Here is a 21,653-nt window from a genome sequence, read left to right on the forward strand (position 1 = left end):
GTATAAAAAAAAGAGCGATCCTTTAAGTCGAAGTTGACTTTTAAGATCACTCTTAATTTTTTTACTTATTCATCCACTTTTTTCTTCCAAATTCCTAACATAATGGCAGTGATAATTGAGCCAATCAGAATGGCTAGTATATACAATAATGGTTTATTTACTAACGGAATAACGAAAGCTCCTCCGTGTGGTGCCGGTAGTGTAATCCCAAATGCCATAGCAAGTCCACCCGCAATTGAAGAACCTACAACTGAACTTACAATTACACGTACTGGGTCAGCTGCAGCAAATGGTATTGCTCCTTCAGTAATGAATGAAATACCCATAATATAGTTTGTAATACCTGATTTACGTTCCATTTCAGTAAACTTAGATTTAAAAATCGTCGTTGCAAATGCGATACCTAACGGAGGTACCATACCACCTGCCATTACAGCAGCGTGTGGTCCAAAATTATTTGCAGCTATTGCTGCGATACCAAATGTGAATGCCGCTTTGTTAATCGGTCCACCCATATCAACAGCCATCATACCACCTAAAAGTAATCCTAGAAGAATTGCATTTCCTCCATTTAAACTATTTAACCAATGCGTTAATGCTGTATTTAAAAATGTTACTGGAGGATTCACTACTAATTCCATTAAAATTCCAGTAATTAATAATCCAAATACTGGATATAAAAGAACTGGTTTAATACCTTCTAATGAGTTAGGTAACTTTGAAAATATTTTCTTTAGTCCAAGTACAACATAACCTGCTAAGAAACCTGCAATTAAACCGCCCAAGAAGCCGGCGCCAGCACTAGATGCTAAAAATCCGCCAACGACACCAGGTACAAATCCAGGTCGATCAGCAATTGAACTTGCTATAAAACCTGCTAATATTGGAACTAAATAACTAAACGCACCAGTTCCTCCAATTTTCATTAGTAATTCAGCTACTGGTCCTTTTGTATGAATCCCACCGAAAGCAAATGCTAATGCGATTAAAATACCGCCCCCAACTACAAAAGGCAACATATTACTAACACCGCTCATTAAATGCTTGTAAATACCAGAACCCTGTTTAGTAGAAGAACTTCCGCCACCATTGTTATTCGCATGGAAAATTGGTGCATCTTGTTTTACAGCTCGCTCAAGTAATTCCTTTGACTTACGAATTCCGTCTGCAACTGGTACTTGGATAACATGTTTTCCATCAAAGCGGTTAACTTCAACTTGTTTATCAGCAGCTACTATAATAGCTGATGCTCTATTAATTTCATCACTTGTTAGTTCATTTTTAATTCCTGTTGAACCATTTGTTTCAACTTTAATATCGATATTTAATTCTCTTGCTTTTGCTTTTAAAGCATCCGCTGCCATATACGTGTGAGCAATTCCTGTTGGACACGCTGTTACTGCAAGTACTAAAGGTCGTGTAGAATCTTTTGCAACAGTTTCTGGTTCTTCATTTTCAGCATTTAATGATTTTTCTTTTTGATCGATTAGTTCGATTATTTCATTTGCATTTGATGCATTTAATAATGATTTTCGGAATTCCTCATCCATTAATAATGATGAAAGTCGCGATAATGTTTCTAAATGTGCATTGTTCGCTCCCTCACTTGCAGCAATCATAAAAAATAAGTGAGCTGGTTGACCATCAAGAGATTCATAGTCAATTCCTTCTTTTGAACGCCCAAATGCAATTGCAGGAGTTTTAACAGCCGCAGTTTTTGCATGTGGAATTGCAATCCCTTCACCAATTCCTGTTGTACTTTGACCTTCACGTGTTAAAATTGCTTCTTTAAACTGTTGTTTATCATTTAATTTCCCTGATTGATTTAATACTTCTACTAATTCATCAATTACATTCATTTTTGATGATGCATATAAATCAATGAGAACCGTATCTATTTTAAGTAATTCTGTTATTCTCATAACTCGTCCCCCCTAGCTCTTTTCTATTTTTACTTGTTCAAGTAGCTCTTCAATCTTCTCTTTTTTTGTTAAATCCTCTGAAAATGCAGTAGCACTACCTGATGCTACACCAACTTTAAATGCCGTTTCTATGGAGTTTGTCAATACATAAGTTCCTATAAAACCAGCTACAAGTGAATCACCTGCACCTACTGAGTTAATGACTTCTCCTTTTGGAACATTTGAAACATAAACAGATGTTTGAGTAATTAGCACTGCACCGTCTCCAGCAAATGATATCCCAACATTCTGTGCACCCATCTCAACTAACTTTTTACCATAAGGGATGGCTTGCTCAATTGAAGTAATTTTGACATCAAATAAATCACCTAATTCATGATGATTTGGTTTAATGAAAAAAGGTTGATGTTTAACCACATCTAAAAGTGCTTTTCCACTCGCATCTACAACGATATGAATGCCATTTTCTTTCCCCCACTTAGTCAATCTTTCGTATAAATCAAGCGGTAAAGTATTAGGAATATTTCCGGCTAATACTACATAATCACCTTTTTCAACTTGATTTAATTTATCAAAAAATTGAGTAAGCTTTTCTTCGGAAATTGAAGGTCCTTGACCATTGATCTCTGTTTCCAATTGAGATTTCAATTTTATGTTAATTCTAGAATCGCCTTCCACTTGAACAAAGTCAGATGATACATTTTCTTTTTCTAAAACAGATTTAATAAAATCACCTGTAAATCCTCCGACGAATCCAAAAGCTACACTCTTGACATCTAATCTATTTAAAACTCTAGAAACATTGATTCCTTTTCCACCGGGAAATTTATTTTCCCTTTTCATTCGATTAATTTTTCCTAATTGAATATCGTCAACTTCAACGATGTAATCAATTGATGGATTAAGTGTTACTGTATAAATCATGATTTCACTACCTTTATCACTGATGTTTTTTGCTCAAATTGTTTAGCTAGTACGTCATCTATATCGTCTGTTATTATGATCGCTTCTTCTATCTCACCAATCTTAGCAAAGCTTGTTTCACCAAATTTACTAAAATCTGCTACTATATATACTTTCTCTGAAATTGAAATCGCTGTTTTCTTAACAAATGCCTCTTCAGGGTCCGGCGTAGTATAGCCAAATTTAGAATGAATTCCATTCGCTCCAATAAAACATTTATCAAATCGGAAATTCTTTAAGCTCTCTGAAGCCATATTACCGATTAGCGCTTTTGTATGCCCTTTCATTTTTCCACCTATAAGGTATGCAGACACTTCATTCTCGAAAAGAGCTTCGACATGCATTAAGCCATTCGTGACAACCGTTACATCTAAACCCTTTAATAAAGGAATCATTTCAAATGTTGTACTACCAGCATCTAGATAAATACAATCGCCTTCATTTATTTGTGTAACTGCAAGACCTGCGATTAATTTTTTATTATGAACGTTTTTGGACGTTTTTTCAGTCATACTTAATTCAGTGGCTTTGCTATTAATTGAAGCTGCTCCACCATGAACGCGTTTTAGGAGATTAAGAGACTCAAGCTCAACTAAATCCCTACGTATAGTGGATTCAGAAGTATTCGTCGCTTCTACGATATCCCTTAATTTCACAATACCCATTCTTTTTATCATATCTAATATCAATTGTTGTCTTTCGGGAGTTAACATAGTTTTCATCCTTTCATAAAACCAAGTATATGTCACAAAAAACAAAAAATCAATCATTTTCTTTCAAAAACATTCAATAACAATCGAAAACTTCCAATACCAATCAAATTCATCCTATTTGTAAAAATTTACAAGCTACTTTAAACTATTAATTAAGTGATAGTATTTCATTAATTTGCTCATAATATTTATGTAAATTTGCATTACTCAAATTTAAGTTTCATAGAATCCAGCCTTTAACTATGTTAAAAATTAGTAGTAAATCTCAATTATCATCAGAAATGGGGAATATCTTTTGAACGAAAATATCCTAATTAGAAATGAACTATTGGAAAGTGTTGATCATTTAACTGATGATCAATTAAATAAAAGAATAAATAATGAAAAATGGTCCATCATGCAAGTTCTTGAGCATTTATACTTAATGGAATCAAAATTAGTTAAATTGATGACTAGAACATTTAACGAGGCTCCAAGCGAAGTCATACCAGATAAACCAATTCATCTTGCAACTAATCGCGCTAAAAAAGTAACCGCTCCACCGCATTTTGAACCAACAGATCAATACATAACGATGGATGAAATGAAAGAGAAATTGAAACAATCGAGAAAATCCTTATTGGACTTTGTTGAATTAACTAAAGACCATAATCTAGAAGATAAAGGAATGCCTCATCCGATTTTTGGGCAAATCAATCTAAAACAGTGGATTCCCTTTATTGGTGTACATGAAAAGCGTCATATTGAACAAATAAGGGAATTAATAGAAGAAATTTAATTAAATCTTTTCTGTGATATTTGTTTGGTCAATTTTGTGATTATCATTTGTTTTTTGTTTTGGACGATTCTGTATTAGTTAAATTTTTTTATATAACTTTTATAAATTGAACTAAATTTATTCAGGAACAACTTCCTAGAAAAATTAAAAAAGAGCTTATCAATACGATAAGCTCTTTCAATTGTTAAAATTTAAAATAGTAAATAGTACACTATGCGAAATATTTAAAAGTATATATCTTTTTTCTTTTAGTGATGTTATTTAGAATACCAACAAACTTTTAGTAGTGGTTCCTTTTTAAGAATATAAATTATTGAAATGCTAATTCTTTGAAGAACAAATTCAATTATTTGTTTATAAGTAGACAATTTATCGTTATTAGCAAAATAACCGAGTATTTATTTCTATTCTTCTTTAAGGTATAGGGATTAATTAGGTTCTTTATTGAATGCATTTTTATTTTGATTGAGTTGATTGGAACGGAGGGGTTCTCGACTCCTATGGGAAATGCGGGAAGGCTGAGATCCCGCAGGCTAGCCGAGGAGGCTCAAGAATCTCGCCCCATGGAAAGCTAGAATCCTGTAGTGGAAATCAATATCATACTGCTTCCTTTATATTGGAGAAATGTTGATTGAATGACAGTTCTTTTTTAAAACATGAAAAAAGCTTATCAATACGATAAGCTCTTTTCTTATGAAGAAATTGATTCCAGTTCTTTTTTATAAATACTAAGTATTTGATCTTTATGCACTTCTAATTGACTTGATACTTGTGAAATTGAATAGCCAATAAATAATGGAGAAACAACAAACCTAGGAAGAATTTTACAAATTATTTTACCATTCCATTTATAAAAGAATAAATTATAGCTTTCTAGTCCTTTATAAAAATGGTTAAGCAAGTAATGTGTGACTATTTGTAAATAAAGACCCATTTGAGGAATAAACTTTTTATCATCAATTAGAATATTAAATTCTCTAAAACCCATAATTGGATGTGTCGAAATATTTAATTCAAATCCTTTATCTGCTGAAATGACTATTCCTTCAAAATATACATCTGTTATCTTTTTATTGTAATCGATATTTTTTAGTCCTACGATTTGCATATGTGGATGACTTAATGTTCCCCCTGATAATGGGCCATGATTTTTATATAGGATAACTGACTTGTATTGGCCTGTCGCTTCCATTTCATCCCATTTATCAATTGCAAATGTTAACAAGTCAGTTAAATGAGTTAAAGAATACTTCGATGGATCTCCACTGCAGTCATCACTTTCAATAATGACAGTTTGATATGTATCATCTAAAGTCGGGAATTTATTATCTAAATAAATGATTGATCCATAAGTATCAATAATATTAGTTAAATTTTCACGATCACAAAATGGACATTTTACTTCTTTATTTTTTATGCTGTCAGGCTTTTTTATACCAATATCCATTTTAAATTGTAATACTTCATTTTGAATATCCATCTCGGTTTCCCCTTTTAATAAAGTGTTTACTATCTCTCTAATTAATATATATTTTTGTCCTCGATTAAAAATTGCTTTCTAATTAATTCATTCTAAATTTATTGCAAAGTTCGAGTCACTCTCGAAGTTTAAAAATTTTTATGTATTATTTAAATAATAATAAACGAACTATTTGTTTATCAATTAAAACGCTCAATAAATTTACATTCATTAGAATTTTATTATCCTCAATAAATTAATCACATGATAAAAATAAATCCAATATTAATTTATCGTTTTAACTTGTATTATTTCAACTAATTTTCAAATACTAATTACGATATTCAACTTGAATATCAAAGAAATCCCAAATTATCTTAGAGGTGAATCCAACATGACAATCAAAAATCATTTAGATCCACATTCTCAGAAGTTTTACCACAATTGGACTAGACCTAAACGTGCTAAATCGCAAGTTAATGGACATACAATGGAGTCACAAAACACGATTATTTTAAAAAGCAACGCTAAGGCACACAAATGGTAAAGTAAGATAATTAAGGTGCGGGAAGACATTAAGTTGTCTTCCTTTCTTTTAATCATAAATAAAACAGCCATGACAAATGCCACGGCTGTTAGTACATTTATTATTTATTAGTACCATGTTGTTTAGTTGGTAACTTTTCGTTTGGTGTACCGTTACCTTGATGCTCTTTATTTTTTTGGTCTTTTCTTTGCTTTTCGTGTAAATTTTCGACATACTCATGTGTATCTTCCATTTTAATTCCTCCTTAGATAAGAATCTAAGTGTACTTTAACCAATCCAGCAAGAAAAAATTCATTTGAAAATTTCTTTATAGATTGAAGTGGGAACTTTATATAAGAATCTTTGTCAAAAATTGAACAGACAAAAGAATTAATATTGTATGAGCAATTCCAAATAACAATCCTGTAATGAAACGTAAAACGTTATTACTTTCCCTCCACTTCCATTTCTGTGTATACCCGTCAACAAGTAATGGAATCATTAAGATCGGAATGTACCACCAATATAGAAAGGATGAGAACATAAATAGGATTGGTAGAAGCAAATAACCAACTAAAATTGCAGTACATCTTGCACAAAGTGGAAAAGTATATGATCCTATGCGAAATGACCTTTCTTGTTTTCTATGACACGGAATCCATTTTAAAATCAAAAGTAATCCCCCTATTAACTTGGACAATCTGGGCTGCAATCACAATCCGGTGTACAATCAGGCGTATGATGGTGACAGTCAGGAAGGTCACAGTCTGGTAAATAGATCATATCACCGCAATCACACCAATCGATTCCCCTACTTTTCTTTCTTCTCCGCTCATAATAAATAATCGTCATGATAAAAATAACGATACTTACACTAATACTAATTAATCCTTTTACTAAAAATCCCTTTACTATAAAAACAATTCCAAGAATAAGAAGAATAAAAAAACCACTTAATAAGAAAAAGACCAACTTAACCACACTTTCATAAAAATAATGAAGACGAACTTTAATTTTGATTATAAATTGTTATTTTGTACGCTGTGTTGCAGCACCTATTAAAATAAAAATTGCAGATAGAATATGCATAAACATACCTAAAAAAGGAATCCATGCGAGGCAGGATGTAATAATTCCAAAAATATTTCCAAAAGCAGAAACACCAGCTTTTTTCGCTAACACAAGTGTAATGATATGGAGAATTAAAGCAATAAACAACGGTGTATACCCAAAGCCGATCACAATCGAACCACCTATTGCTGGAATTCCTAGTAATGCTTCAAAACCACCTGAAATCCATTTCATATTTTTAACGTTAGATTTCATAAACGACTCCTCTTCAACATTAAAATGTTAATTTTTTTTATTTATCAATTTATTTTATTCTATATTTTTTTGTAGGAATAGTTTTTATTTAAAATTCCCAATAAAATGAGTCTAAATAATGAAATCTCCGCTGATTACTATTGTTCAAAATAAAAAAGTAAGAGACAAAAAACTGTCTCTTACTTTTAATTAATTATATTGTTGTAAAAATGACCTTACCGTTTTTGCAATTTCATGCGGATCCTTAAGCTGGTCATTTTTAAAGCTTAGTACAGAATTCTTTTCATCAAATCCAAGTGATTCTTGTAGGAAACCTTTTAGTCCACGGTGTGATCCAGCTTTATCAACAGCAACCCTCATAAATAGACCATCTTGATTCGGTTCAATCATGCATTCAATTTCGTCAAAACGCCATTCTCTTTTTGAGTTTGGAACAAACTCCCACTCTTGATAGAAATGACCGTGTTGAGCTTCAACTTCAACTTGACGTAATCGGAATCCTATAAGTGAAAACGCTTCTATAAAATTAGCTAATTCAGCATGTGCATGTACTTTCAAGTAATCAGTATCTGTTGGATCTATACTTAAGTCTATGTCTAAATCAGTTTCAATCCAAACTTGACCGTGTCTAATTGTTATTGGTGTGTAATATGGTAGTTGAAATGAAAAGGGTAATATTTTCCTTTCGTTTGCTTCAATTTTCATATTACCTATTATGCGCTCTTCATGTAATTGAAGTTTAACCGATACTTCATCGTCTCCACTTTTCTTATTTGCATAAGCTTTTAGTTTAAGCGCTATATGATTAATCTCTTGTGCAACTGAACCACCATTAATTTCGATTATCCCTTCAACATTTTTTCCCGGATATAAATCTCTTGTATGTATGATTGTATTAACTGTAGCTGCTCCAATTCCAAGTCTAGCTAGTACCTTTTTAAACATCGTATCCCCTCCAAAGAAAAATCAATACATTTCCATTATATAGTAGATAACTAATCTTGAATAATTCTAAAATATGATTTGTTCTCCTTTATAACAGTATGAGCAAAAGAACAAATTATGTAACTAAAGAATAAAGAATAATTAGACAAGTTATGAATAGGATAAGCATATTTTAAAGTAAGAAACTATTTTAGGAGGTACCTTATGCATATTATATTTATCAAGAAAAAATGGTTATTGCTATGTTTTCTATTAGTCGTTATCGGATTAAGTGGATGGTATTACCTAGCTCCAAAGGCAATTCAAACTACTGCAGTGCCAAAGCAAGTAAAAACAATTAACGTAGATATGGTTACAGCCGAATTTAGTACTAAGCTAGAAGATGGTACAGAAATTGAAGCATATAGATGGGATCCTGGCACAATTGTGATTCAAAAAGATGAAAAGGTAAATCTTAAAATTCATGGCATTAATGGAAAAGAACACAGTTTTCACATCGAAGGAACAGAACTTACTGGCGTAGTAACAAAAGGTAAAACGACTGAAATTCCGTTATTATTTAAAAAAGAAGGTACTTATCGTTTAGTTTGTGATACACATTCTCAAGATGAAGCTCCAATGATTGGCTATATTGTTGTAGATTAAATTAAAGACAAATTTTAGGAAAAAAAAAGATAGTAAATTATTTAACTAATTTACTATCTTTTTACTTTATTTAATCGTTATTTCACGTTGATTTTTACCTTTAATTAATGTTACTTCTTTACTCCAAGTCCCCTCCATTGGTAGCTCTATACTGACCTCATAAACACCATTAGTTATTTTCTTCATCCTAGCCTCAACGTGGTGATTCATACTTTTCATTTCCATTTTAAAGTGAACTGAATCCACATCTATTTCTTTCCCTTCTGAATTCACTAAATTTACTTGATAAACATGGGTTTGATTGTTGTTATTTGATTTTTTTTCATTCATTGTTAATTGAATTTTATCTAAAAAGGAATTTGATTTTAATTCTGTGTTTTTGCCACAGCTAGAAAAAATTAACACACTACAAATTAATAATATAAATATGTAATAAATTCTCTTCATTAAAAGCACTCCTTATTATTTGAAAATTTCTCTTAGCTTCCCTTACTAATGACTTGATGAAACTTTAAAAAATAATTTTCTATTAAACTCACTCATACAAATAGCCTTTTTCAACATATAATTGAACGTTTAACTATTTATTAAAGCTAAATCATCTTAGAAACCATCCTAGAGAGGAGTAAACTGCATGTTGTTAGAATGGTCTAGTATTGCTTTAACTGCTCTACTTTCATCATATGTGATCATAATTGCAAATAGAAAAAAGAATAGACTTTCTTGTACTGCTGGGAAGATGATTAGTATGACTAATTCAATGATGACAAGTGTAACAATTGGAACGATTTGTGGGATTTTATACCGTGATACAGATTTAACAATTCCTACAATTATTTCAATATGTGTTGGAATTTTAATAGGATATTTAACGGGAAAACCACTATCTTTAATGGCTGTATTAGAAGGTATAACAGCAGGTATAATGGGTGGAATGATGGGAGCAATGCTTGGGATTATGCTTCAGGAAACATATTTAAATATATTAATCTATTTTATAGATGTTGTTTTTGTTTTAGTCACGATTTTACTTATTAAAGTGATTGATCAAGAAATAAGTAAATTTAATGAAAACGAAAAATCTGCTCAATCTATTTAATCAACAAACAAAGCCTACCTTTAATAAAAAGGTAGGCTTCCGCGCTGTTGTAAATAGAACTTGTAAATAGAACTTGTCAATTAATCAACTATATTTTCAATGTAAAGGAAGCAGTATGTGGTTGATTTCCACTATAGGATTCTCGCTTTCCATGGGGCGAGACCTGAGCCTCCTCGGCGCTGCGGGGTCTCAGCCTTCCCGCATCTCCCATAGGAGTCGAGAACCCCTACGTTCCAATCAACTACTTCAATTTTAAAAAGTGTGCAGTAAAAACCTTTTTAATCCCCTTTAGTTAGAAAAAATAGAAATTAAATGTTCCGGTATTTTGCTAATATACTTAAATCTCCTGTTTATAAACTAATAAATGAATTCTTCAAACAATTAGCATCTTGGGTAAGTATATTCTGGAAAAGAGTCATTACAAAAGTTTGTTGGAATTCCTAAACAAATTAAAAACATCATTAAAAGAAATTTGCCTTCAAACAAATCATTTAGTTACATTTTAACTATTGACAATTTTATATTTTAAAACTTTAAAAACCTACCTTCAATAAAAGGTAGGCTTCACATTTTTCAAATTAAATTTGCTCTAAATGACTTGTGTCACAAAGGAGTTTGAACTCTATATTCTTATCTTTATTAACATGTATAATCGTTAAACTTGTTCCGTGTACATAAGGTATATCCCATAATTTTTCGGTTGATGATTGTTTTAAATAAGCTACAATCGTCGCTAATACTACAGCGTGAGTAACGATTAAAATGTTTCCTTCCTCATTTGAATTGACTATCTTTTGAATAACATCTCCCACTCTGTTTCTTAAGTCTTCTAAACTTTCACCTCGATGTGGAGTATGGTCATACAAATGAGGAGAACTCCAAAGTGATTCAAACTCATTTTTAAATTGTTCATTTATTTCTATTTTCGTTTTCCCTTCCCAATCACCGAAATTAATTTCTTTCAAATCATCCTCTTGAATAAGTTGGATGGATGGGTCATTTGTTAAAATATTTGCTGTTGTTACTGCACGTTTGCTCGAACTTGTGTAAATTTTACTAAACTTTACTTCTGTTAGCTCTTTACATAATAATTTTGCATCTCTAATCCCATTAGAAGTAAGATTGGAGTCCTTTGAACCTTGGAGTCGATTTTCAATATTCCATTCTGTTTCACCATGTCTTGTTAAATAGATTGTTAGCAAATTAAAACTCCTAACTGCATTAGAGTAATTGACTCAATTTTATGTTTTTCTTTTCTTCGTTCATGAAATAAAATTATCCCGTTATTTTAATATGAATTTTTCATTATTCTTATATTGTTTGTAGTCCTTAATTACTTCCTTATGAAATTGGGCCCAAAACTCATTTGTATTTGCAGGAATCTCGTCTAGATTAAAAAATTTAGCATCACTTGTTTCTTCCGTACGTTTAATCAACAAACCATTCCATTCATCAACCAAGAATAAAAATTCAAATAATTGGTATTCATTACCAAACTTATTTTTCTGACCATATTTCGGATCTGAATAAACTGCAATTACTTTAGCTGAAATCACAACTAAACCTGTTTCCTCTTTTACTTCACGAACTAAACATTCAAAAATAGATTCATTTAATTCAATAGAACCAGCAGGCATACTCCATTTCCCTTCCCCTCTTCTTTCAATAAAGAGGATGTTTCCCGAATGGTCTTCTATAATTGCCCTAATAGATGGGACTATCAATTTTTGATTACCTACAAGATTTCTCAGCTTTCCGATGTAAGATTCTTTCCAACTCATATAGATCCCCTCTCTATTATCAGACATTTAACTGAGCTAAATTAATCCACTAATACAATGAGTTAGCTGCATAAGCAAAAATTATTGGAAAAATTTTATTTATAAATTGTCAACATACTGTTTAGCTTCTAATAATGACAGTCCAAATACATTTCTAGCTTCTCTAACTGCTTTAATTATTTCACCATCTTGTTTAAGTTTACGCAATTCATCATTAATTGGGTGTTCAGGTACTTTAACTTGAGCAGCGACCTGGTCTAACTTTGTGCTTATATACTTCAATCGCTTTTCTAGTGCGTTTAACCTATTGGTAATACTAAGCATAAAAATAATGAATAACAATCCGACGAATAAATATTCCATCCTTTTCCCCCTGAAAATCTCTCTAATTTAAAAGGAATTCAAGTTAAATGAATTCCTTCTTATACGATCCTGTCATTTAGTTAATAAAATCAATCTATTTAGTAGATCAACTATTTAAGATAATTATCATTGATCTGTCATTTTTATTTTCAGCTCTACACATTAATTTAAAGAGGAGACTTTTTTAGTAAAGTCTTTAATCTCATTTAAAAACTTTTCCTTCTCTTCTAAAAATGGATAATGATTACTTTCATTAAATAGAACGAATCTAGAATTTTTAATTCCTTCAGCTATTTCTTCCGAATATTCAATTGGACATTGTACATCGTACTTTCCACAAATGATTAGAGTCGGACAGCTGATTAGTGAAATTTTTTTTGTGACATCATATATTTGATATTCCCTATTAAAGTAATTTAGGCGAATTGAAGACATTTTTTTAGAGATTGGTAGATTGAAATATTCATTGTATCGTTCTGGTTTATGTAAAGATAATTTTGTCCGCTCAATCGAAAGATTTACTCTTTCTTCATTAGATAGGTCACTGCCTTTTAGTTTTTCAATGAGCTCTTGCATTTTACTATACTTAGGATGAGCTTTGTTATAAATACAATCTTTTGAAAACGTTGCATAATCTCTTGCTGCAGCACCAACAATCATATTAGTTGTTAATGAGTTTGAGAAATAAATTCCATAAATAATTCCTAGCATCCCACCAGTAGAATGTCCTGCAAAACTCCAGGAAGTATAGCCTAGTGATTCCCTAATTTCTTCTAAATCAAAAATTGTTTCTAACATACTTAATTCATGTGGAAAATGTGCTTTTTCTGAATTACCTGTTTCTCGTAAATTTATTAAGTATACTTTAAATAATTTCGTAAAAGAATTTGCAAAATAATCTCCTGAATCATTAAATTCAGAATAATGGTGAGTTACACATAATGGTTCGCCTTCACCTTTGCAAAATACTTCAAAAACCCCTCTTTTAGTGTTAAGAAGCTTTCGTTCCCATTTCTCCATATAAACTACCTCTACTGTTCTAATAATTTAATTTCGTAGTATCCACTTATCTTTTAACGGTGTAATACCACACTTCTTCTTCTCCAAAAAAGACTCCGTTAGGATTAAATCCGTACTGTTTGTATAAATTCATCGCTGATTTATTATCTTTATGAACTGTTAATCGAATTTCATTGCATTGAAGATGTTTATTTTCAATCCATTTTACCATTTCAGCAAACGCTAATTTTCCATAGCCTTTACGTTGATGTTTTTTATCTATTAAAAAACCATTGATCCAAAAACTATTCGTCGTATTCTCTTCAAAGGCATGCATAATAAATCCAACCATTTTTTCATCATCATAAATTGCAAATGGGATATATTCTACATCTTCACCATCAGGTTTTATATAAATCTTTGCGAGTGATACAGCAACTGAAGGGACATAATTTAATTGGTTTCTGGAAACCCCAAGTTTAATTGCTTTTTCCCAATTTTCTCTTGTTACGATTTCTAAACGTATATTCATTATTTGCCTCCTTGAATATCTACAATAATTCAATTCTTTAGTAAAAACTCATCACCTTATATCATATCATTTTTTTCATTATATTCAGAAAAATAAATTATTACGGTAATTGAAATTTCCAAAAGAAGAACGCATATTATTCTTTCTTTTGGTAATACCAACCTTGATAAGTACTTTTCTATTTTAATAAGTCACCCTTATTTATTAAGTAAATATGAAAGGATAATATAAAATGAAAAAAAGTTTAATTACCATTTCGATCCTATCTGCATTTGTAATTGGCTCTTTGGCAGGTATTAGTTTTAGTAAAGCAGAATTTGAACGAAGCACACAAGAGCATAATGTTATGTCCACTAATTGGTTTCAGACCTCTGCTGAAAATAAGGCATTGCAAATTCAAATTTATAATCAAGCAAAAGAAGAACTTGCTGAGACAATGGTTAAAAAGAAAGCAAATGATAAACTAAATAATAATGCTAAACCGGCTGCTGTCGTTTTAGACATTGATGAGACTGTACTCGATAACTCCCCTGATACTGCCTGGTCAATTAAAAATAATACTTCTTACCCCCAAGGATGGGATGAGTGGATCCGCCTAGCAAAAGCTGAGTTAATACCAGGTGCAAAAGACTTTTTATTATCTGCCAAAAAAATGAATGTTGATATTTTTTATCTTACAAATCGGCCTGAAAAAACACGCAATGACACAATAAGAAATATGAAATTACATGACTTACCTAACGTCGATAATAAACATTTGTACTTTAAAACTGATACTGCCCAAAAAGGTCCAAGGCAGGCAGAAATTTCAAAAACCCATGATATTGTGATGTTAATCGGAGATAATTCAAATGATTTATCTGATATTTTTTATAAAGCGGATTTAAAAACTAGAAAAGAAAATGTTGATAAAATCGCTAAAGATTTAGGAATTAAATATATACAACTTCCAAATCCAATGTATGGCGATTGGGAAGATGCAATTTATCAATACAAACCGTCAAAAACAGAAGATGAAAAAGCAGCAGATCGCTATAAAACCTTACAACCCATGAAATAGTACTGAATCAGGTTAGATAAGATTGATTTTTCTTATCTGACCTTTTTTATTGTGCCTTTCAAATTTCTACATACACATACTCTGAGTTTATTCATTAAACTATAATCCTTCATAATTAGTAAAATCTGTTATTTTCCGCAAATAAAGATTTCAATAATTAAAAATCAATTAAACCCATTAATCAAAATCTTATTTAAAATGACTCAATAGTTAGCAGGAAAAACGTAATACAGTAGGGAATTTATTTTAAAAACAATTATTTTGTCGAAATCTTAATTTTTTTCTACAAAAACATTGATTCCAGTTACTTAACGAAAGACTGCTATGGGGATATCATTTTCTTCCAAATATGAAGAGTTCGCTCTAGGCAATGATGCACTTTAATTATGAATCGTATTTGTATCAAATGAAAATCAGGGAGATGTGACAAATGTCAGAGGTAGGAAATTTAAAGGAAACCGAACAAACCATTTTTACTCATTCAGGTCCATTCATCCAAACGATTGATCGAAATATCGAGATTGTTAGTCGACTGGAAGAACCGCTCATCGTTTTACTTGGGAATGTTTTAAGTGATGATGAATGTGATGAGCTAATTAGCCATGCGAAATTTCGCATGAAACGGTCAAAAATTGGATTATCTCACGAAGAAAATGACATGCGAACGAGCAGTGGCATGTTTTTCGATGAAAGTGAAACTGAACTGATCAAACGAGTTGAAAAACGAATCGAAACGATTATGAATATTCCAATCGAACATGCAGAACCTTTACAAATTCTTCATTACGAACCTGGACAACAGTATAAGCCGCATTTCGATTACTTTTCCAATCACCGAACGAAGAATAATAGGATTAGTACGCTCATTCTCTATTTAAATGATGTAGAAGAAGGTGGCGAAACAATTTTTCCTTCTCTTAACTATTCGGTTACAGCAAAAAAAGGCACAGCTTTATACTTTGAATACTTTTATCAGGATGAAACGATTAATGAACTAACACTACATGCGGGTAACCCTGTTATTAGCGGAGAAAAATGGGTTGCTACCCAATGGATCCGACGACAACGCGTTCGTTAATTCACTATCATTCTTAATCTATGATGAATATATGGCAAATTACGACTGGATATTTCTGACAATTCTAATAATACGCAATTTTTAAGATTATTTAACGATTTTATAAATATGAAGCTATAATAAAAACGCATGGTAAAATATCCATGCGTTTTTCTATATTTCATTAGTTTTCAAAGTCTACTCCATTGAAAAAACTACTAACCACTTGAACATATTCATCCTGCTCTTCAACATATGGCATATGTGCACTTTTCTCAAATACGTGAAACTTAGCATTTGGAGTTAGTGTGCTGAAGTATTTTGTAGATTCAGGAGTTGCTTCATCAAATCGTCCACAAGTATACATTGTCGGTACATGTATGTCTTGTAATTGTGAAGTACAGTCAAAACTCTTTAAGTTTCCAGTTACATGAAACTCTGATGGCCCCCACATTATATTGTAAACTTCTGAATTTCTGTAATGTCTTCCCTCTTTTAGAAATTCTGGATATGGGTCTAATCTGCAAACAAAATGCTTATTGAAAACGGAAGTAGCTTCCTTGTATTCTTCTGATTCTGTTGTTCCATTCTCTTCACAGCTTTTTAAAGTTTCTTGTACCTCAAGTGGAAGTAGCTTTCGATTACGATCCTGATCTTCCGCCCATAATGGCGCACTTAAACATGGACTTGAAAAGATTATGCTCTTGACTCCCTCTGGTCTCGATAAATAATAAGCTGCAGCTAAAGTCGTTCCCCATGAATGGCCGAGAATATGAAACTCATCAAGCGAAAGTCCTTCACGGATTTGCCCTAATTCTTCCACAAATCTATCTATATTCCATAATGAAGTGTCTGTTGGACGCTCAGATTTTCCACAACCTAACTGGTCATAAAAAATAATTGGGCGATCTTCTGCTAATATATCTAGACCTTGCATTGAATAATGCGATGAGCCAGGCCCACCATGTAAAACAATTACGGGTGTATTTTTAGAATCCATGTTATGAATCTGATACCATACTTTCCCACCAGTTACTTCAATAAATCCTTCTTTTACAGTCATCTATTTCTCCCCTTTTTAAGTATTAATAATAGATTTCGATGTTTTTTCATAGACGCCTATATAACATGAAACGAAAAGATCAGATCAACAGAATAAAATATACATGATCTATATTTTCGCATCCTAGACACTTTTATGTATTTCGATTTATTATTTATCTGAATTTTATCATATTTTCTATTTTTTCCAAATTTAATTCATCAAACTTTGCAATAGATTTTTAAAATATCTACTACTCTTTTTTTAATGAGTTTGTATATTTTATCAAAACAGCTTTATATAAAGAAGTCAGCTTTGTCATGAATTTTTCTTGAAAGAAATAATATAAGAAAGAAACAAATCTATAAGCCAATGGGGGCGATTTAATTGGCATATGTCGAACTCGATTCACATACAAAGCTATATTATGAAGATCATGGAGAGGGTCAAACTGTCCTATTTGTTCACGGAGTTATGATGAGTAGTAAGTTCTTTCATAAACAAGTACCGTATTTTAGTAAAAATTATCGAGTTATTACATTAGATTTAAGAGCACATGGAAAATCTTCAAAAGTACAATATGGTCATACAGTAGCACAGTATGCTAAAGATTTAAAATGCTTTATCGAAAAATTAGATTTAAAGGATGTAATATTAGTAGGCTGGTCAATGGGTGCTTTTGTGCTGTGGGATTATGTGAATCAATTTGGGACTAAAAATATTAAAGCCTTAACAGTAGTTGATCAATCTGCATCTGATTATATTTGGCCGGATTGGGAGTTTGGAGCATTTGATTTTACAATTTTAAAAAATGTCATGCAATCGATTCAAGAAGATCAAAACCAATTTAATAGCGATTTTATATATGGTATGTTTATGGATCAGCCTAATCCAAAGGAACATAAATGGATTTTAAAGGAAATGAATAAGTTACCTGCAGCAATTGCAAGCACAATAGTCTTTAATCAAACGGCAGTAGATTATCGTGATTCACTTTGTAACGTAGATATACCAACGTTAATTTGCTTCGGCAGTCATGGATTTTTCCCTTTAGAAGCTGGTGAATTTATCCAATCAAGAATTAAAGGTTCTAAATTCGTTCCATTTTATAATAGTAGTCATCTCTTATTTTTAGAAGAAACAGATAAGTTCAACCAAGAACTAGACGAATTCATTAAAGAGCTACGAAAAACAGGAAAAAGGAAAACAAATTCTAGAAAAAAAGCAACAAAAAAAGCTGGAAACTAAATCAGTTCAAGGAGGGCAGGATTTAGTAGGTTATAAAAATTCCCTACTATACCTGCTCTTCTATCCTCATTTAAACCAGCCTTTTTCTTTCGATTGTTTAATAGCTTCAATTCTATTTTTCACTTCTAATTTGTCTAATATCATAGAAATATAATTTCTTACGGTACCAGTTTTCAAGCTTAATTCATCAGCAATTTCTTGTGTATTTTTACCATCAGCTACAAGTTCTAAAACTTCTTTTTCACGATCAGTCAACGGATTCTCTTCTGCATAAACATCATCCATTAATTCAGGAGCATAAATTCTCTTACCTGAAATGATGCTTCTAATTGAGCTTGCTAACTCTTCACTTGGGCTATCCTTAAGTAAATATCCTTTTACCCCTGCTTTTAATGCTCTTTGGAAATAACCAGATCTTGCGAAAGTTGTGAGGATCATGACTTTACAATCGAATGATTTTAATTCTTCTGCTGCTTCAAGGCCCGTTTTACTTGGCATTTCGATATCCATAATGCAAATATCCGGTTGTAATTGCTTAACAAGTTTTACTGCTTCGTCTCCGTTTGAAGCTTGACCTATTACTTCCATATCATCTTCTAAGTTAAGTAAAGAACCAAGCGCTCCTAAAAGCATCCGTTGGTCTTCGGCGATAACAATCCTAATCATTCTAATCCTCCACTTCAATTTGTTTTACATCTATTGGAACTCTCATTATTAATGTCATCCCATTTTCACAGTTAACATCTAGTGTTCCATTCACAAATTCGAGTCGTTCTTTCATACCGATTAATCCATAGCCTGTCGTAAATTTTTCAATAGAAGTGCATCCAACCCCATTATCCATAACAGAGAAGATAATTTCATTTTTCATTTGTTTAATCGAAATTCTACATAGTGTAGCACTACTATGCTTTACAACATTTGTTACAGCTTCCTTTAAGCACATACTGACTATATTCTCTGTCAGTAAAGATACATTTGTTAGTTGAAGTGTATCATTACACTCGAAAGTAATTTCCGCTGCGAGTAAAAATTGTTTAATTCTTATTAGCTCATCCTTAATTCGAATTCCACGCATTTGGGAAACGATTTTTCGAACTTCATTTAAGGCTGTTCTAGCTGTTTGTTGTACATCTTTTAATTCATTTTGAGCCAGTTCTGGATCTTTCGTAACTAACTTTCTTGCTAAGTCACTTTTTAAGCCTATTAGGGAAAGTTTTTGACCTAGAGTATCATGTAAATCTCGTGCGATTCTTTGTCTCTCTTCTAATTTCACAAGATCTGATATCCGTTTATTAGCATCTACTAGCTTTTCTTCTAATTGCCCTCGTTCATTCCGGCTGTATAGACTAAAAGGTAACAATATTACACTGATCCAAGTAACGATGATAAATGGTAACTGCTTAATTATTAATTCTTCTTGAAGAATGATTGTAATGTTAATCGAAATAGTTGTTATGACTAAATGAAGAATATATAAAGTTAAAAAAGTAACTCGACTTTTCTTTTTTCCAATCATGTAGGCTATAAAAAAAGCAAAATATACATAACTAAAAAGTATATTCATTGAGAAGGAAATGACAATTAATATGGATGACCAAAGATAGATTGACCAACCTTCTGATATGTATGCCAATCGATAAATAATTAAAAATGAGATCGTTAGTAAAATTCCTACTACGATTCTTAAGGTAGAATGTGCCGAAAGAAAAATAAAATAAAATGGAGATATTCCTAGAACTGTCCAAATATATGGCGAAATTCCAGTACTTTTTAAGAAACCTAAATATCTTTTAAACATAGATTAACCTCTTTATTCAGACGTATTATGTGATTCTTTAACAATTTTATCACAATTGGACAAAGTTAATCTTTAAAATGCAAATTGAATACATCGAAAGTTCAGACAGTGTCTGAACTTTCGCGGTTTACTTTATAAATTGATTTAAGATCTTTATATCTTACAAACTGCTTTGTATTTTCATCCCAAAGTCGGAATTTTAAAGAAGTTAAACTTGTTTTTAGTGTAATTGTTGGTACATTGTGTAATGGAAGTGTATTATTGTGTACTTCCTCTAAATTGTAATTCGGTACTCTAGGGCTCAAATGATGAACATGGTGGTATCCAATATTACCAGTCAGCCACTGCAATATTTTTGGAAGTTTATAAAAAGAGCTTCCTTCAACTGCAGCTTTTACATATTCCCAATTATCGTCTTCTTCAAAATAAGAGTCTTCAAATTGATGCTGCACATAGAAAAGCCAAATTCCTAATACTGCTGATACGAAAAAGATCGGTCCTTCCACTAACAAATAATTTTCCCAACCAATTTGCCAGCAAAACAATGCAGAAATACCAGCAATTAAAATATTCGTTAAATACGTATTTAATCTTTCTTTTAATTTTGCATTTTTTGCATTAAAGCGATTTGAAATTAGTACGATATAAATCGGCCCTAAACCAAACATGATTAATGGATTACGATATAAACGGTATTGCAATTTTGTCCAGAACGGAGCAGCAACATATTCATCTACTGTTAAAACCCACATATCACCAATCCCGCGCTTATCTAAATTACCACTTGTTGCATGGTGAATTGAATGACTATGCTTCCACTGACTAAATGGAAATAGCGTTACAACACCTGTAATCGTCCCAAGAACTTTATTTGCGGTTTTATTCTTAAAGAACGATTGATGACAACAATCATGAAAGATTATAAAAATCCTTACTAAGAATAATGCTGCAAAAACATCAATAACGATCGTTAATACTACTGAAACAGCGATACTTTTAAAAGCAATAAACCATAAAAATAAAAATGGGATAAATGTATTGATCATTTGCCAAATACTAGCTTTTAAATTTGATTTTTCATAAGGCATAATTTGTTTACGTAAACTCTTTTGATTTTCTTGTGACATTTAGAAGTTCCTTCCATATGTTGGTGAATAACTTTACTATATTATCCTAATTATATAAGTTAATCTTCCGGGTGGTAGTAGCAGGCGTCATGTAGAATTAATGACAAATGTCATATTGAATAAACCGTTTACTTTCAATAAAATTTCTACCAAAACATAATAGTTAGAATGGTTAATTTTTCATTTTATATTACATTTTTTTTATAAAAAAAAAGTAATACTCGAATAGTATTACTTCACGCTCGTACAAAGTCCCAAAATATATGT

26 protein-coding genes are annotated in these 21,653 nt (G+C 31.5%); 7 read left to right on the plus strand and 19 right to left on the minus strand.

The genetic code is table 11. The features are described 5' to 3' along the window. Positions 1–65: 65 nt before the first annotated feature. Genes CN601_RS06150 through CN601_RS06160 form a run of 3 tightly spaced genes read right to left on the minus strand, consistent with a single transcriptional unit; the run spans position 66 to position 3,598 of the window. Entirely contained in the window at positions 66–1,922 is a 1,857-nt protein-coding gene (locus tag CN601_RS06150; RefSeq protein ID WP_098170484.1) for a PTS fructose transporter subunit IIABC, read from the minus strand. A gap of 12 nt (positions 1,923–1,934) precedes the next feature. Next, a complete protein-coding gene (gene pfkB, locus CN601_RS06155; protein WP_098170485.1) occupies positions 1,935–2,846 on the minus strand; it encodes a 1-phosphofructokinase in 912 nt (303 codons plus the stop codon). Next, positions 2,843–3,598, minus strand: a complete 756-nt coding sequence (locus CN601_RS06160) for a DeoR/GlpR family DNA-binding transcription regulator (protein WP_257131629.1) — start codon at positions 3,596–3,598, stop codon at positions 2,843–2,845. Before CN601_RS06160 ends, pfkB begins: the two co-directional genes overlap by 4 nt. 295 nt (positions 3,599–3,893) lie before the next feature. Between CN601_RS06160 and CN601_RS06165 the strand changes: the two genes are divergently transcribed. Continuing rightward, positions 3,894–4,376, plus strand: coding sequence for a DinB family protein (locus CN601_RS06165; RefSeq protein ID WP_179865458.1), 483 nt, complete (start codon positions 3,894–3,896; stop codon positions 4,374–4,376). A 691-nt stretch (positions 4,377–5,067) separates the two neighbouring features. On the opposite strand, the gene CN601_RS06170 is transcribed toward CN601_RS06165, so the two are convergent. Then, positions 5,068–5,850 carry a DUF4931 domain-containing protein gene (locus tag CN601_RS06170; RefSeq protein WP_483861201.1) on the minus strand — a complete coding sequence of 261 codons (783 nt, stop codon included), beginning with the start codon at positions 5,848–5,850 and terminating at the stop codon, positions 5,068–5,070. A gap of 379 nt (positions 5,851–6,229) precedes the next feature. Here CN601_RS06170 and CN601_RS06175 point away from each other — a divergent pair, with 379 nt between their 5' ends. After that, positions 6,230–6,382 carry a YpzG family protein gene (locus CN601_RS06175; protein WP_098121145.1) on the plus strand — a complete coding sequence of 51 codons (153 nt, stop codon included), beginning with the start codon at positions 6,230–6,232 and terminating at the stop codon, positions 6,380–6,382. Positions 6,383–6,482: 100 nt separating this feature from the next. Here CN601_RS06175 and CN601_RS06180 read toward each other — a convergent pair whose 3' ends face one another. From CN601_RS06180 to CN601_RS06200, 5 genes are all read right to left on the minus strand, one after another. Next, complete coding sequence (locus CN601_RS06180) at positions 6,483–6,614, minus strand: DUF4023 domain-containing protein (RefSeq protein ID WP_098170488.1); 132 nt, start codon at positions 6,612–6,614, stop codon at positions 6,483–6,485. Positions 6,615–6,710: 96 nt separating this feature from the next. Continuing rightward, entirely contained in the window at positions 6,711–7,034 is a 324-nt protein-coding gene (locus CN601_RS06185; RefSeq protein ID WP_098170489.1) for a DUF2085 domain-containing protein, read from the minus strand. A gap of 14 nt (positions 7,035–7,048) precedes the next feature. Continuing rightward, positions 7,049–7,333, minus strand: coding sequence for a hypothetical protein (locus CN601_RS06190; protein WP_098170490.1), 285 nt, complete (start codon positions 7,331–7,333; stop codon positions 7,049–7,051). A gap of 57 nt (positions 7,334–7,390) precedes the next feature. Beyond that, positions 7,391–7,687: a hypothetical protein gene (locus CN601_RS06195; RefSeq protein ID WP_098170491.1), complete on the minus strand. Its 297-nt coding sequence runs from the start codon at positions 7,685–7,687 to the stop codon at positions 7,391–7,393. Between the two features lie 189 nt (positions 7,688–7,876). Beyond that, positions 7,877–8,632, minus strand: a complete 756-nt coding sequence (locus CN601_RS06200; RefSeq protein WP_098170492.1) for a sporulation protein — start codon at positions 8,630–8,632, stop codon at positions 7,877–7,879. 204 nt (positions 8,633–8,836) lie between these two features. Here CN601_RS06200 and CN601_RS06205 point away from each other — a divergent pair, with 204 nt between their 5' ends. Then, positions 8,837–9,277 carry a cupredoxin domain-containing protein gene (locus tag CN601_RS06205; protein WP_098121140.1) on the plus strand — a complete coding sequence of 147 codons (441 nt, stop codon included), beginning with the start codon at positions 8,837–8,839 and terminating at the stop codon, positions 9,275–9,277. 66 nt (positions 9,278–9,343) lie between these two features. On the opposite strand, the gene CN601_RS06210 is transcribed toward CN601_RS06205, so the two are convergent. Beyond that, complete coding sequence (locus CN601_RS06210) at positions 9,344–9,724, minus strand: FixH family protein (RefSeq protein WP_098170493.1); 381 nt, start codon at positions 9,722–9,724, stop codon at positions 9,344–9,346. A gap of 187 nt (positions 9,725–9,911) precedes the next feature. Between CN601_RS06210 and CN601_RS06215 the strand changes: the two genes are divergently transcribed. Continuing rightward, positions 9,912–10,376 carry a hypothetical protein gene (locus CN601_RS06215; RefSeq protein ID WP_098170494.1) on the plus strand — a complete coding sequence of 155 codons (465 nt, stop codon included), beginning with the start codon at positions 9,912–9,914 and terminating at the stop codon, positions 10,374–10,376. 578 nt (positions 10,377–10,954) lie between these two features. On the opposite strand, the gene CN601_RS06220 is transcribed toward CN601_RS06215, so the two are convergent. The 5 genes from CN601_RS06220 to CN601_RS06240 all read right to left on the minus strand — a co-directional run bounded on the left by CN601_RS06220 (position 10,955) and on the right by CN601_RS06240 (position 14,051). After that, positions 10,955–11,578 (minus strand): histidine phosphatase family protein, encoded by a 624-nt coding sequence (locus CN601_RS06220; protein WP_257131630.1) that lies wholly within the window; start codon positions 11,576–11,578, stop codon positions 10,955–10,957. 81 nt (positions 11,579–11,659) lie between these two features. Continuing rightward, positions 11,660–12,157, minus strand: coding sequence for an NUDIX domain-containing protein (locus tag CN601_RS06225; protein ID WP_179865459.1), 498 nt, complete (start codon positions 12,155–12,157; stop codon positions 11,660–11,662). Positions 12,158–12,256: 99 nt separating this feature from the next. Beyond that, the gene (locus tag CN601_RS06230; RefSeq protein ID WP_098170496.1) at positions 12,257–12,520 is read right to left on the minus strand and encodes a hypothetical protein; all 264 of its coding nucleotides are present in this window, start codon (positions 12,518–12,520) and stop codon (positions 12,257–12,259) included. Positions 12,521–12,682: 162 nt separating this feature from the next. Further along, on the minus strand, positions 12,683–13,540 hold the full coding sequence (locus CN601_RS06235) for an alpha/beta fold hydrolase (protein WP_098170497.1): 858 nt from the start codon (positions 13,538–13,540) through the stop codon (positions 12,683–12,685). A 46-nt stretch (positions 13,541–13,586) separates the two neighbouring features. Then, positions 13,587–14,051, minus strand: coding sequence for a GNAT family N-acetyltransferase (locus CN601_RS06240; RefSeq protein WP_098170498.1), 465 nt, complete (start codon positions 14,049–14,051; stop codon positions 13,587–13,589). Positions 14,052–14,283: 232 nt separating this feature from the next. Between CN601_RS06240 and CN601_RS06245 the strand changes: the two genes are divergently transcribed. Both CN601_RS06245 and CN601_RS06250 read left to right on the plus strand, forming a co-directional pair. Then, a complete protein-coding gene (locus CN601_RS06245; RefSeq protein WP_098170499.1) occupies positions 14,284–15,111 on the plus strand; it encodes a 5'-nucleotidase, lipoprotein e(P4) family in 828 nt (275 codons plus the stop codon). Between the two features lie 430 nt (positions 15,112–15,541). Continuing rightward, a complete protein-coding gene (locus tag CN601_RS06250; RefSeq protein ID WP_098170500.1) occupies positions 15,542–16,189 on the plus strand; it encodes a 2OG-Fe(II) oxygenase in 648 nt (215 codons plus the stop codon). 163 nt (positions 16,190–16,352) lie between these two features. Here the strand turns inward: CN601_RS06250 and CN601_RS06255 are convergent, their stop codons facing one another. After that, positions 16,353–17,231 (minus strand): proline iminopeptidase-family hydrolase, encoded by an 879-nt coding sequence (locus CN601_RS06255; RefSeq protein ID WP_098170501.1) that lies wholly within the window; start codon positions 17,229–17,231, stop codon positions 16,353–16,355. Positions 17,232–17,597: 366 nt separating this feature from the next. On the opposite strand from CN601_RS06255, the gene CN601_RS06260 reads away from it, so the two are divergent. Next, positions 17,598–18,458 carry an alpha/beta fold hydrolase gene (locus CN601_RS06260; RefSeq protein WP_098170502.1) on the plus strand — a complete coding sequence of 287 codons (861 nt, stop codon included), beginning with the start codon at positions 17,598–17,600 and terminating at the stop codon, positions 18,456–18,458. Between the two features lie 66 nt (positions 18,459–18,524). On the opposite strand, the gene CN601_RS06265 is transcribed toward CN601_RS06260, so the two are convergent. The 3 genes from CN601_RS06265 to desA form a co-directional block, all read right to left on the minus strand. After that, positions 18,525–19,124, minus strand: coding sequence for a response regulator transcription factor (locus tag CN601_RS06265; RefSeq protein ID WP_098170503.1), 600 nt, complete (start codon positions 19,122–19,124; stop codon positions 18,525–18,527). 1 nt (position 19,125) lies between these two features. After that, complete coding sequence (locus tag CN601_RS06270; RefSeq protein WP_098121128.1) at positions 19,126–20,259, minus strand: sensor histidine kinase; 1,134 nt, start codon at positions 20,257–20,259, stop codon at positions 19,126–19,128. Positions 20,260–20,360: 101 nt separating this feature from the next. Beyond that, positions 20,361–21,386, minus strand: coding sequence for a Delta(5) desaturase DesA (desA, locus tag CN601_RS06275; RefSeq protein ID WP_098170504.1), 1,026 nt, complete (start codon positions 21,384–21,386; stop codon positions 20,361–20,363). Positions 21,387–21,653 lie beyond the last annotated feature (267 nt).

Source organism: Bacillus sp. AFS017336, assembly GCF_002555445.1.
Classification (GTDB): domain Bacteria; phylum Bacillota; class Bacilli; order Bacillales; family Bacillaceae_G; genus Gottfriedia.